Genomic DNA, 12430 nt, shown 5'->3' on the forward strand with positions numbered 1-12430 from the left:
CTCTCCTCCTCCCGCACGAGCAGGAGAAAGGACATCGGCATCGCGACCGTGAACAGCACGGCCTCGTACATCGTGGTTTTGGCAACCACGGGCAGCACCCCGTCGCCATAGAGCGATGTGACGAACGGAATGACGAAGGCGCGGGCGCCGTAGAAAATGCCGTGACCGACGAAGACGGCGATCGCGATCGGGCGGGACCGGAGCCCTCTCGCAGTCCGGCTGCGGAACAGGACGAGCGCGGTAAGGGCGCAGATGACCGCGATCGGGAGCGAGCCGACATGGTTCCAGAAGATGCTCCCCCAGCTGGTTCCGGCGACGATCCATGACATTCCGAGGGCGGCGAGAAGGGCTGCGCCGAGAATGGGGTGCAACGCCTTGCCGTCCAGCACCAAGGCCCCGTGCAGCAACAGCAGATAGCCGAGCACCATGACGACATTGGCGAGCGCCGAGCCGGACACGCCCGGAAGCATGCTGCGGTTCATCGCAACGACGCAGCCGATGGCGAAGACGCAATAGGCAAGAGCCCAGATACCGAGCTCCCGCGACCGGTGGGCTTGCGCTTTCCGCTCCCAAAGCGTCATCGCGGCCGCGATGAGCAGGGTTCCGATCGTCAGGTACCAGAGGGTCGGAAGGTCCATCGGCGTCGTCGTTAGCGGTGCCCGTTAGCGACTTCAGGCATGGCCGAGCACGTCCCCTCGCCCATGGTGCGGACCTTGTCTGACGCGAAAGAGTTAATTTCCGCTTGTGGGAACCCGTCGCCTCGCTCCCGTTGGCCGTCGGCTGCCACCGAGCGGTGTTCACTCTTCGGTCGCCCCTAAAACCCCCGCCCTGCCAGCTCCGCCTCGGCCTCGGTCACGTAGTCCCGGATCACCGGCACGGCGCTCTTGTGCTGGCCGAGCAGCAGCTGGAAGACCATGTCGCCGCCGATGTCGAAGGAGATCGAGCAGGCGCTGAGATAGAACTCCCACATCCGCGCGAAGCGCTCGCCCATCATCGCGGCGACCTCCTCGCGATGCGCCATGAAGCGCTCGCGCCAGGCTTCCAGCGTCCAGTGATAGTGCCGGCGCCAGAATTCGCAGTCGGACGACCAGAGCCCGGTCTGCTCGACCGCGGCGAAGACCTCCGACAGCGCCGGCGCATAGCCGCCGGGGAAGATGTATTTGTCGAAGAACGGGCCGGTGAAGCCCGGCGGGCCGACGCGGCCGATGCAGTGGACGAGCGCGATCCCGTCCGGCGTCAGGAGGTCGCGGATCTTCTCGAAATATTCGAGGTAATGCGCGACGCCGACATGCTCCATCATGCCGACCGAGACGACCCGGTCGAAGCTGCCGCTGAGCTCGCGATAGTCCTGGTTGACGAAGCTGACGGCATCGCCGACCCCGGCGGCTTCCGCCCGCTTCTCGGCCGCCGCCATCTGGTCGGGCGAGACATTGAGGCCGGTGACCTTCGCCCCGCAGGCCTTGGCCAGATAGATCGAAAGCTCGCCCCAGCCCGAGCCGATATCGAGCACCCGCATGCCCGGCTCGATCCTGAGCTTGGCGGCGAGATGCCGGAGCTTGGCCTTCTGCGCCGCCTCGAGCCCGACCTCGGGGCTGTGCCAGTAGGCGCAGGAATAGGTCATCGTCTCGTCGAGCCAGAGCCGGTAGAAGTCGGTCGGGATGTCGTAATGGTGCTTCACCTTCTTGCCGGCGACGCCGAGCGGGTTGTGCATGCGCAAGCGCCGGAGGCGGAAGCGCAGCTTGCGGACCGCCTGCTGCAGCGGATGCTTGCGGAGCTCCTTGCGCTGCAGCCAGAACAGGCTGAGCAGGTCGTGGATCGACGAGCCGTCCTCGAAATCGACCCGCCCGTCCATATAGCCTTCGGCCAGCGCCAGCTCGGGGTTGAGGAAGATCTCGCGTTCGATCCTGTCGTCGGCAAAGCGCGCCGTGACCTCCGGCGCGATCTTCTGCTGGCCGGCGAAGCTGATCGGGCCGGGGCCGGGCCCGAAGACATGGCGCTTGCCGTCGGGCGTGATCACGGTGAGGCGGCCCTGGCGGACGAACCGCTTCAGGAGCTTGGGTAGCAACAGCATGGTCCCCCCGGCGCATGGATCGTTTGGGGAAGGCTAGGGGCTCCCCTGCCCCAGCGCAAACCGTTCGGGCCAGCCGCCTGCTCCCAAGCGCGCTCCGGCGTGATAGGGCTTTTGCGCCGACGCCTCTCCTGCGCCGGCGCAAAACGGAAAGACCCGATGTCCTGGCGCGATTTCTGGAATGGCGAGCACGCCATCTATGTCTCGGAACGGCACAAGGCGCTGCATTACCGGCGCATCGCCCTCGACCTTGCCGCGCTCGTGCCGTCACCGGACGCGGTGGTGCTCGACCATGGCTGCGGCGAGGCGCTCTCGGCCGATCTCGTCGCTTCGGCCGCCGGCCGGCTGATCCTGTGCGAGGCGGCGCCGAATGTCCGCGACCGCCTGCGGGCCCGCTTCGGCCGCCTTTCCAACCTCGCCGTGGTCTCGCCGGAGGAGGTCGAGGCCCTGCCGGAGGCTTCGCTCGATCTCGTCGTCGCCAATTCGCTGCTGCAATATCTCAGCATCGACGAGCTGAAGCAGCTCCTCGGGCTTTGGCTGGGCAAGCTGGAGCCGGGCGGCCAACTCATCCTCGCCGATGTGATCCCGCCCGATCTCTCGCCGCTGACCGACGCGACCGAGCTGCTCGCCTTCGGCTGGCGCGGCGGCTTCTTCTTCGCCGCGCTGGCGGGGCTCGTCCGCACGGTCTTCTCCGATTATCGCAAGCTCAGGGCCCAGTACGGACTGACCACCTATGACGCCGCCACGATCACCGGCCTGATCGCCGGCGCCGGCTACGAGCAGGTCGCCCCGCACCCGAACTTCGGCCACAACCCGCATCGCATGGCTTTTTCCGCCCGCAAGCCGGCCTGACGACGAGCCCGTCAGCCGCCTTCGCGATCGGCGAAGGAGAAGGATTTGTGGCCGGCGAAGGTGAAGACCATGACGATCAGCGTGGTCACGAGCTGCATCGGCAGATAGGGCAGTCCGGCGACCTTCACGAACAGGTGCATCAGCACGCCGGTGAGCAGGAAGCCGCCGAAGGCGATCAGCCCGAAGCGCCAGCTCGCCTGCGCATGCGAGCGCGTCGCGTCGAAGGTCAGCCAGCGGTTCAGCGTGTAGGAGACCACGGCGCCGAGCGCGAAGCCGGCGAGCGAGGCCGGCACCGGATCGACGCCGCCGAGCTCGACCAGCCCGATCAGCAGGGCGTAATGCGCCACCGCCGTGATCCCGCCCGAGAAGGCATAGGCGACGAGCTGGCGGGGAAGGCGTCGAAGCGGCATCCGGGCAGCCTATAGCCCGGATGCTGAACGGATGCCTACGCCGGATCAGCCCGCATCGCTGCCGGCGAGATTGGCCGGCTTGCCCTCGACCGGCAGGTCGAGGCCCTGCTTCAGCGTGTCGAGATGGTATTCGCGGATGCGGCCATTGCTCGGGTCGCTGACGAAGGCGCTGGCGCCGATGACCGCCAGCGACGGGGTCGGGGTCCTGGCGCCATACTGGCAGTCGAAGGCCGGCACCGCCTCGAAACTCGCCAGCTCCTTCCAGGCCGGGGCGATCTCGTAGATGCGCAGTTTGCCGTCGGGCGTCAGATTGGCGAGGCGCGCGCCGTCGCCGCCGAGCTCGAACTGGCAGGCCGCCTGGCCCTCCGGAACCGGCAGGATATCGGCGCCCGCCAGGCTTTCCGCCGCCGGATCGATGCGCAGCAGCGCGTTGTAGGGGCCTTTCGCGCCGTAATTGCCGACGATGTAGCGCTCGCCCTCGCGCGCCTTGAGCGAGCTGACACGGCGCGCGTCGGGATAGGCGAGCTTGCGGGCATGCCAGGCGCCCTTGCCGCGGCGCGACAGCACCAGCACACCGCCGCCATCGCCTTCGGCACAGCCGAAGACATGCTGGCCCTTGGCTTCGGCATAGCCGTGGAACAGCTTGCAGGAGGCGTCCGCCCGGCCCAAGTCGTTGAAGCTGGCGACGGTCTTCCAGCTCCTGCCCTGCTCCAGGATCTTGCCCTGCTCCAGAATCTGGAAACCGTCAGGCCGCGACGAGGCGCTGCGATCCTCGCCCCTGGCATAGATCGCGTTCGGCACGGAGATCAGCCACTGCCTGCCGCCGAGCGGAACCGCGATGCCGTGCTGCGGCGCCGGGCTCGCCCAGGTAGCGACGACAGGCGCCTTCCCGTGCAGGCTCTTGATCTCGACCAGCACCGCCTTGGGCTCGCTCTTGCCCTCCCAGGGACGCTTGCCGTCATAGAACAGCGCGAGGCGGCCCTTCTTCGAGACGACATGGGCCGGGCGGTCGCCGGTGACGGCGAAGTCCAGCAGCCGGACCTCCTCCTTGTCGATGTCGACATGGTCGCCATGGGATTCGTAGCGCAGGCCGGTATCGAGGATGCGCAGCGTCCCGGCCTCGTCGCCGGTCTTGATCACCACGAAGCGCCCGCCCTCGACGCCGGCGAAACCGGGATTGGCCTTGGGCATGTCGAAACTGTGCGTGACCTCGCCGCTGTCGAGGTCGAGCACGCGCACGACCGGCTTCTCGTGGTCGGCAAAGACGAGCCGGCCGCGCGATACGGCGTGGTCATGCGCGCAGGCGGCCTGCGCACCGAGGCCGCAGGCCAGGGCGGCCGCGGCGAAGCGAAGATGCATCGATCTCTCCTGTGGATGCGTCGTGGCCCCTCACGGCGCCGGGGAGCCGGGGAGCCGGGTGACGAAAGGCGGGAACTCAAAGGATATAATGTAATGTTACAACATAACATTACTGGAGATAGCTCGCTTTGCAAGCGCCTTCTCGTAACCTTTGGAAGGACGACGCCTGGCGCCCAACGCGGCATTCAGCCGGGATTGCTGATCCGTGGCACGGAAGGGTCCCGGCGCGCCGTCTCGATCACGCTGTCGAGCAGGCCCGGGAAGCGCCGGTCGAACTCCTCGCGGCGCAGGCTGATGAAGCGGACCGTCCCCTCCGCCCTCACCCGCGTGATCCCGGCCTCGCGCAATTTGGCGAAGTGGTAGGAGAGCAGCGAGGGCGAGGCGAGTTCGGTGAAGCTGCCGCAGCGCACCTTGTCGACCTCGTCGAACGCCGCGAGCGAGACCAGGATGCCGAGCCGGATCGGATCGCCCAGCGCCGCGAACACGTCGGCCGGCAACACCTCGTCGATATCAGGATGGACGGGCTGCTGTTTCATTACCTCCCACATAGGCGACGGCATCGCTCCTGACAAGTTTCAACGATCTTTGAAATTATGATTGACTCATGGCCTCACGGCACGCATGATTCAACGATCATTGAAATTGTCGGCAACTCCCCACGGAGCGATCTGCCATGGATATCCGCCTTCTCCTGCTGGCCGGCGGCGCCTTCGCCATCGGCACGGGCAGCCTCGTCATCACCGGCATCCTGCCGAACCTCGCCGTCGCGTTCGGCGTCCCGGTCGACACGGCCGGACTGCTGATCTCGGTCTTCGCCATCGCCTACGCCGTCGGCTCGCCGGTGCTTTCGACGCTGCTCGGCAATCTCGACCGGCGGCTCGTCCTGATCGGCTCGCTCACCGTCTTCACCCTCGCCAATCTGCTCGCCGCCTTCACCAGCGATTTCGGCTGGATGATGCTGGCCCGCATCGTCATGGCGCTCGGCGCCGGCGTGTTCATGCCGGCTGCCAATGCGGTCGCCGTGGCGCTGGTGCCGCCGGAGCGCCGGGCGCGCGCGATCGCACTCGTCACCGGCGGCATGACCGTCTCGCTGATTCTCGGCGTCCCGCTCGGCACCGCGGTCGCGACGCTCGGCTGGCATTTCGCCTTCCTGGTCGTCGCCCTGTTCGGCGCCCTCGCCTTGCTCGGCCTGCTTCTCAAGATGCCGGCCGGGCTGCCGCGCGGTACCAACACGCTCGCCGAACGCCTGCAGGTCGCGCGCCGCGGCGACGTGCTGCTCGCGCTCGGCACCACCGCGCTTTGGACGACCGGCGCCTTCACCCTCTACACCTACATCGCGCCCTTCCTCTCGGCCCATGCCGGCATCACCGGCCATTGGCTGAGCGCCACGCTGGTCCTGACCGGCATCGGCGCGGCTCTCGGCAACCAATGGGGCGGCCAGGCCAGCGACCGCTTCGGCCCCGTGCCGACGCTGACCTTCGTGCTCATCCTGCTCGCGGTCGCGCTCGCCTCGGCCTCGCTCGTCGCGGTGACGCTGCCGCCGGCAGTCGCGATCTTCGTCCTGCCCGTCGTGCTGACGGTCTGGAGCGGCGCGGGCTGGGCCGGCCATCCCTCGCAGATGTCGCGGCTCGCCGCGATGGCGCCGGAGGCGACCGTGGTCGCGCTCTCGCTCAACGCCTCGGCGCTCTATGTCGGCATCGCCGCCGGCGCCGCGCTCGGGCAGCAGGTCCTGCGCCACGGCGCCTCCTGGGAGCTCGGCTTCGTCGGCGCCGCCTGCGAGCTCGCAGCGCTCGCTTTGCTGCTGCTCTCGGTGCGGCGACGCCGGGCCGCGGCGCGCAAGGCCACGCTCGTCAGCGAGATCGCCGTCGCGCCGCCTGCGCGCTGAGCAATGCCGGGCGGTTCGGTCCCTGCCTCCACCCGGCATCGTTCAGGCGTTTGCATCGACAGGTTCGCTTCATGGCGAACCTGTCCTCACATCCCAGCCGGACGAGCGTCGAAATCAACTCCGCACTTCGAACACCATGTTGAACGGCGTCTCGCTCGAACGGCGGAAATGCGAGAAGCCGGCGTCGAGCGCGACCTTGCGCAGCCGCATCTCGCCGGCCTGGGCGCCGAGCCCGAGCCCGACCTCCTGCGACAGCGAGGCCGGCGTGCAGATCATCGTCGAGGCGCCGTAGAAGATCCGGCCGACCGGATTGAGATTGTCCTTGAGATGGTCGTGGGCGAAGGGCTCGACGATCATCCAGGTGCCGTCCTCGGCCAGCGTCTCCCTGACATGGCGGCCGGCCCCGACGGGGTCGCCCATGTCGTGCAGGCAATCGAACATCGCCACGAGATCGTATTTCTTCGCCGGGAAATCCTTGGCCGTGGCCTTCTCGAAGACGATCCGGTCGCCGACGCCGGCCTCCTCGGCCGCCTCGCGCGCCTTCTCGATCGAAGGTCCGTGATAGTCGAAGGCGAAGAAGCGCGATTTCGGATAGGCCTGCGCCATCAGGATGGTCGAGGCGCCATGGCCGCAGCCGACATCGGCGACGACCGCGCCCTTCTCGAGCTTCGCCTCGACGCCCTCGAGCGCCGGGATCCAGCTCGTCTTCAGATTGGCGTTGTAGCCGGGGCGGAAGAAGCGCTCGGTGCCGCGGAACAGGCATTTGCTGTGCTCATGCCAGCCGAGGCCGGCGCCGGTCCGGAACACCTGTTCGATCTTGGGCTCGTCGACCCACATGGACTGCACGATCTCGAAGGCCCCGGCGAAGAAGGCCGGGCTGCCTTCCTCGGCGAAGGTCATGGCCTGCTCGGGCGAGAGGCTGAACCGATCCGTCTTCTCGTCATAGTCGATATACTCGGCCGCGGCCTGGGCCGAGAGCCATTCGCGGATATAGCGTTCCTTGACGCCGGTGCGGCTGGCGAGTTCAGACGCGGTGACCGGATTGCCGTCCCCCATCGCCTTGTAGAGGCCGAGCTGATCGCCGAGCACGATCAGCGAGCCGGTGACGCAGGCTCCGACGTCCCCGACGAGGCGTCCCACCAGTGCATCGAGCTTTTGCGGATCGGGTTGACGCATGACCATGCTCCTCTGGTTGGGCGTGGCCGGGTCAGTCGCGAACCGGCTCGACGCCATCGCGGAAGCGGCAATGCTATACCTGCGGCAGGTCCTCGCAAAGCGGCAAGGCGGCTGCCCTCCCGCCCTTTCGCGAGCGTTTTCCAGCAAACCCGCCGTCTCAGCCGGCGGCGCGCGGCGGCGGGTCCTCCCGGCGGGCCACCCGCAGCACGAGGTAGCCCGCCAGGCCCGAGAGCAGCGAGCCGGCGAGGATCCCGTATTTCACCCGCGCCTGCATGGCCGGGTCCTCGAAGGCGAGCAGGCCGATGAACAGGCTCATGGTGAAGCCGATGCCGCAGAGCAGCGCCACGCCGACCATCTGGCTCCAGCTCGCATTGGCCGGCAGGTCGGCCCAGCCCTTGCGCTCCATCAGCAGGACCGAGCCCAGCACCCCGATCAGCTTCCCGAAGAACAGGCCGGCGGCGACGCCGACCGCCAGCATGTCGCCCAGCACCTCGGGCGAAAGCCCGGAGAACGAGACGCCGGCGTTGGCGAAGCCGAAGATCGGGACGACCAGGAAGGCGACCGGCAGATGCAGACGGTGTTCGAGGCGATGCAGCGGCGAGTGCGCCGGGTCGGCCTCGGGCTTCGCGGGCGTGACCCGGATCGGGATGGTCAGCGCCAGCAGGACGCCGGCGACCGTGGCATGCACGCCCGAGATCAGGGTCAGCACCCACAGGGCGAGGCCAAGGGCGAGATAGGCCGGCAGCTTCTGGTGGCCGAGGCGGTTCAGGCCGCAGAGCGCGCCGAACACGACGACACCGCCCAGCAGGGCGTAGATATTGAGATCGGCCGTATAGAACAGCGCGATGATGACGACCGCGCCGAGATCGTCGATGATCGCCAGCGCCGCCAGGAAGACCTTGAGCGAGCCCGGCACCCGCGAGCCGAGCAGCGACAGCACCCCGAGCGCGAAGGCGATGTCGGTCGCGGCTGGAATCGCCCAGCCGCGCAGCGCCGACGGGTCGGCCCGGTTGAAGGCGATGAAGATCAGCCCTGGAACGACCATTCCGCCGAGGGCCGCTGCGCCGGGCAGGATCCGGCGTGACCAGCTCGAAAGCTGCCCGTCGAGCATCTCGCGCTTGATCTCGAGCCCGACGAACAGGAAGAACAGCGCCATCAGCGCGTCATTGATCCAGTGCAGCAGGCTGAGCGGCCCGATATAGAGCTTCAGGGCGGCGAAATAGCTCGAAGCCAGCGGCGAGTTGGCGATGACGATGGCAACCAGCGCGGCGGCCATCAGGACGAGACCGCCGGCCGATTCGCTCTCGACGAATTTGCGAAGGGTGGTGTCGGGCTTGCGGGCGCCGATGGAACCGCTCATCGACGCTGCCCCTTGTCCGGGGCGATGACGGAATTGCGGACAAAAGCGCGGCGCGCACGCAGGAGGCGCGCCCGGGTGGTCGGGATCATTGCTGCAGGTCTCCTCGCACTGGCGGCCCGACCAGTGCAGTAACCTGCCCGCCCGACCTTCGCGGCGGAGCACCCGGGGCCTCTATCGCATCGATGGCGCCGGCTCGCAACCATCGCCGGGGCGTTCCGGCCCGTATGCGCCGGCTGGAAGGCTGCCGCCGGCGCCCTCGCGCGCCTTCCTCCTGTGCACGCCTGCGCCTTCTCGCGCTTTCTGCTTCCCCCCGCCGCCGCTCCCGTCTATAGCGAGCGCCTAGCATTCATTCAGGCGCTGCCCGGCCCCGTTCGCTTCGATCGGACGGTCGTGCGCGCCCGCACGGAACCGGTCGAGCCATGCCCAAGCGCACAGACATCAAGACGATCCTGATCATCGGCGCCGGCCCCATCATCATCGGCCAGGCCTGCGAATTCGACTATTCCGGCACCCAGGCCTGCAAGACGCTGAAGGCGGAGGGCTACCGCATCGTCCTGGTCAACTCGAACCCGGCGACGATCATGACCGATCCGGAGCTCGCCGATTCGACCTATGTCGAGCCGATCACGCCGGAGATCGTCGCCAAGATCATCGAGAAGGAGCGCAACGTCCTGCCCGGCGGCTTCGCCCTGCTGCCGACCATGGGCGGCCAGACCGCGCTGAACTGCGCGCTCTCGCTGCAGAAGATGGGCGTGCTGGAGAAGTTCGACATCGAGATGATCGGCGCCACCGCCGATGCCATCGACAAGGCCGAGGACCGCGAGCGCTTCCGCGAGGCGATGACCAAGATCGGCCTCTCCACCCCGCGCTCGCACCATGTGAAGTCGCTCGGCGCCGCGCTGGACGCCCTCGAGGATATCGGCCTGCCGGCGATCATCCGCCCCTCCTTCACCATGGGCGGCACCGGCGGCGGCATCGCCTACAACAAGGGCGAGTTCATCGACATCGTCGAGCGCGGCATGGACGCCTCGCCGACCAGCGAGGTCCTGATCGAGGAGAGCGTCCTCGGCTGGAAGGAGTACGAGATGGAGGTTGTTCGGGACAAAGCCGACAACTGCATCATCGTCTGCTCGATCGAGAACATCGACCCGATGGGCGTCCATACCGGCGATTCGATCACCGTCGCGCCGGCGCTGACGCTGACCGACAAGGAATACCAGATCATGCGCGACGCCTCGCTGGCGGTGCTGCGCGAGATCGGCGTCGAGACCGGCGGCTCGAACGTCCAGTTCGCCGTCGACCCGGTGACCGGCCGGATGATCGTCATCGAGATGAACCCGCGCGTCTCGCGGTCTTCCGCCTTGGCGTCAAAAGCGACCGGCTTCCCGATCGCCAAGGTCGCGGCGCGGCTCGCCGTCGGCTACACGCTCGACGAGATCGAGAACGACATCACCGGCGGCGCGACGCCGGCCTCCTTCGAGCCGACCATCGACTATGTCGTCACCAAGATCCCGCGCTTCGCCTTCGAGAAGTTCCCCGGCTCCGAGCCGACCCTGACCACGGCGATGAAGTCGGTCGGCGAGGCGATGGCGATCGGCCGGACCTTCCAGGAATCGCTGCAGAAGGCGCTGCGCTCGCTCGAGACCGGCCTCGACGGCCTTGACGAGATCGAGGTCGAAGGCCTCGGCCATGGCGACGACAGGAATGCCGTCAAGGCGGCCCTCTCGACCCCGACGCCCGACCGCATCCTGCATGTCGCCCAGGCGATGCGCCTCGGCTTCACCGACGAGCAGATTCATGAGAGCTGCAGGATCGACCCCTGGTTCCTCGCCCAGATGCGCGGCATCGTCGAGACCGAGGAGAAGATCCGCGTCCACGGCCTGCCGCAGACGCCGATCGCCTTCCGGCAGGTCAAGGCGATGGGCTTCTCCGACAAGCGCCTCGCCGCCGTCGCCGGCAAGAGCGAGCAGGAAGTGAAGGCGCTGCGCCGCTCGCTCGACGTGCGCCCGGTGTTCAAGCGCATCGACACCTGCGCCGCCGAGTTCGCCTCGCCGACGGCCTATATGTACTCGACCTATGCGATGCCCTTCGCCGGCGCCCCGGCCGACGAGGCGCTGCCCTCTTCCGCCAAGAAGGTCGTCATCCTCGGCGGCGGCCCCAACCGCATCGGCCAGGGCATCGAGTTCGACTATTGCTGCTGCCATGCCTGCTACGCGCTGCGCGATGCCGGCTACGAGACCATCATGGTCAACTGCAACCCCGAGACGGTCTCGACCGATTACGACACCTCGGACCGGCTCTATTTCGAGCCGCTGACCGCCGAGGACGTGCTCGAGATCCTCGAGACCGAGAAGCAGGCCGGCACGCTGCACGGCGTCATCGTCCAGTTCGGCGGCCAGACGCCGCTGAAGCTGGCGCATGCGCTGGAAGAGGCCGGCATCCCGATCCTCGGCACCTCGCCCGACATGATCGACCTCGCCGAGGACCGCGACCGCTTCAAGCGCCTGCTCGACAAGCTCCAGCTCAAGCAGCCGAAGAACGGCATCGCCTATTCGGTCGAGCAGTCGCGGCTGATCGCGGCCGAACTCGGCCTGCCCTTCGTGGTCCGGCCCTCCTATGTGCTCGGCGGCCGCGCCATGGAGATCATCCGCGACGAGACCCAGTTCGAGAACTACCTGCTCGGCACGCTGCCGAGCCTGATCCCCTCCGAGGTCAAGGCCAAGTACCCGAACGACAAGACCGGCCAGATCAACACCGTGCTCGGCAAGAACCCGCTGCTCTTCGACCGCTATCTTTCGGATGCGATCGAGGTCGACGTCGACTGCCTCTGCGACGGCAAGGACGCCTTCATCGCCGGGATCATGGAGCATATCGAGGAGGCCGGCATCCATTCCGGCGATTCCGCCTGCTCGCTGCCGCCGCGTTCGCTCTCGCCTGAGACCATCGCCGAGCTGGAACGCCAGACCCGCGCCATGGCCCTGGCGCTCGATGTCGGCGGGCTGATGAACGTGCAGTACGCCATCCAGAACGGCGTCATCTACGTGCTCGAGGTCAATCCGCGCGCCTCGCGCACGGTGCCCTTCGTCGCCAAGGTCATCGGCAAGCCGATCGCCAAGATCGCGGCGCGGCTGATGGCCGGCGAGAGCCTCGCCGGCTTCGGGCTGAAGCAGGAGAAGCTCGACCATGTCGGCGTCAAGGAGGCGGTCTTCCCCTTCGCGCGCTTCCCCGGCGTCGACGTGCTGCTCGGGCCGGAGATGCGCTCGACCGGCGAGGTCATCGGCCTCGACCGCTCCTTCGACGTCGCCTTCGCCAAGAGCCAG

Annotated in this window: 9 protein-coding genes and 1 pseudogene; 3 read left to right on the forward strand and 7 right to left on the reverse strand. The window is 67.7% G+C overall.

Annotated elements, in window-relative coordinates:
* Both V6M56_RS21075 and V6M56_RS21080 read right to left on the reverse strand, forming a co-directional pair.
* Nucleotides 1-638: pseudogene (locus tag V6M56_RS21075) on the reverse strand (GGDEF domain-containing protein); the annotation flags it as partial.
* 176 nt (nt 639-814) lie between these two features.
* Nucleotides 815-2071, reverse strand: a complete 1257-nt coding sequence (locus V6M56_RS21080) for a cyclopropane-fatty-acyl-phospholipid synthase family protein (RefSeq protein ID WP_332686681.1) — start codon at nt 2069-2071, stop codon at nt 815-817.
* A gap of 156 nt (nt 2072-2227) precedes the next feature.
* Here V6M56_RS21080 and V6M56_RS21085 point away from each other — a divergent pair, with 156 nt between their 5' ends.
* Entirely contained in the window at nt 2228-2920 is a 693-nt protein-coding gene (locus V6M56_RS21085) for a class I SAM-dependent methyltransferase (protein ID WP_332686683.1), read from the forward strand.
* A gap of 11 nt (nt 2921-2931) precedes the next feature.
* Here the strand turns inward: V6M56_RS21085 and V6M56_RS21090 are convergent, their stop codons facing one another.
* From V6M56_RS21090 to V6M56_RS21100, 3 genes are all read right to left on the reverse strand, one after another.
* Nucleotides 2932-3330: a GtrA family protein gene (locus tag V6M56_RS21090; RefSeq protein WP_332686685.1), complete on the reverse strand. Its 399-nt coding sequence runs from the start codon at nt 3328-3330 to the stop codon at nt 2932-2934.
* 45 nt (nt 3331-3375) lie between these two features.
* Nucleotides 3376-4689 (reverse strand): hypothetical protein, encoded by a 1314-nt coding sequence (locus V6M56_RS21095; protein ID WP_332686687.1) that lies wholly within the window; start codon nt 4687-4689, stop codon nt 3376-3378.
* Nucleotides 4690-4874: 185 nt separating this feature from the next.
* Nucleotides 4875-5225 (reverse strand): ArsR/SmtB family transcription factor, encoded by a 351-nt coding sequence (locus V6M56_RS21100; RefSeq protein WP_332686689.1) that lies wholly within the window; start codon nt 5223-5225, stop codon nt 4875-4877.
* 137 nt (nt 5226-5362) lie between these two features.
* Between V6M56_RS21100 and V6M56_RS21105 the strand changes: the two genes are divergently transcribed.
* The gene (locus V6M56_RS21105; protein WP_332686691.1) at nt 5363-6574 is read left to right on the forward strand and encodes an MFS transporter; all 1212 of its coding nucleotides are present in this window, start codon (nt 5363-5365) and stop codon (nt 6572-6574) included.
* 114 nt (nt 6575-6688) lie between these two features.
* Here the strand turns inward: V6M56_RS21105 and V6M56_RS21110 are convergent, their stop codons facing one another.
* Complete coding sequence (locus V6M56_RS21110; RefSeq protein WP_332686693.1) at nt 6689-7750, reverse strand: class I SAM-dependent methyltransferase; 1062 nt, start codon at nt 7748-7750, stop codon at nt 6689-6691.
* Nucleotides 7751-7907: 157 nt separating this feature from the next.
* Nucleotides 7908-9110 carry a Na+/H+ antiporter NhaA gene (nhaA, locus tag V6M56_RS21115; protein ID WP_332686695.1) on the reverse strand — a complete coding sequence of 401 codons (1203 nt, stop codon included), beginning with the start codon at nt 9108-9110 and terminating at the stop codon, nt 7908-7910.
* 419 nt (nt 9111-9529) lie between these two features.
* Here nhaA and carB point away from each other — a divergent pair.
* On the forward strand, nt 9530-12430 hold a 2901-nt coding region (gene carB, locus V6M56_RS21120), incomplete at its 3' end, for a carbamoyl-phosphate synthase large subunit (protein ID WP_332686697.1).

This window comes from Allobosea sp. (genome assembly GCF_036675845.1).
Taxonomy (GTDB): Bacteria; Pseudomonadota; Alphaproteobacteria; order Rhizobiales; family Beijerinckiaceae; genus Allobosea.

Bases quoted from the DNA above. Each gene is read 5' to 3' on its own strand.
- V6M56_RS21100 (WP_332686689.1), bottom strand. From the start codon at position 5,225: ATGAAACAGCAGCCCGTCCATCCTGATATCGACGAGGTGTTGCCGGCC.
- nhaA (WP_332686695.1), bottom strand. From the start codon at position 9,110: ATGAGCGGTTCCATCGGCGCCCGCAAGCCCGACACCACCCTTCGCAAA.
- V6M56_RS21090 (WP_332686685.1), bottom strand. From the start codon at position 3,330: ATGCCGCTTCGACGCCTTCCCCGCCAGCTCGTCGCCTATGCCTTCTCG.
- V6M56_RS21080 (WP_332686681.1), bottom strand. From the start codon at position 2,071: ATGCTGTTGCTACCCAAGCTCCTGAAGCGGTTCGTCCGCCAGGGCCGC.
- V6M56_RS21110 (WP_332686693.1), bottom strand. From the start codon at position 7,750: ATGCGTCAACCCGATCCGCAAAAGCTCGATGCACTGGTGGGACGCCTC.
- V6M56_RS21085 (WP_332686683.1), top strand. From the start codon at position 2,228: ATGTCCTGGCGCGATTTCTGGAATGGCGAGCACGCCATCTATGTCTCG.
- V6M56_RS21095 (WP_332686687.1), bottom strand. From the start codon at position 4,689: ATGCATCTTCGCTTCGCCGCGGCCGCCCTGGCCTGCGGCCTCGGTGCG.
- V6M56_RS21105 (WP_332686691.1), top strand. From the start codon at position 5,363: ATGGATATCCGCCTTCTCCTGCTGGCCGGCGGCGCCTTCGCCATCGGC.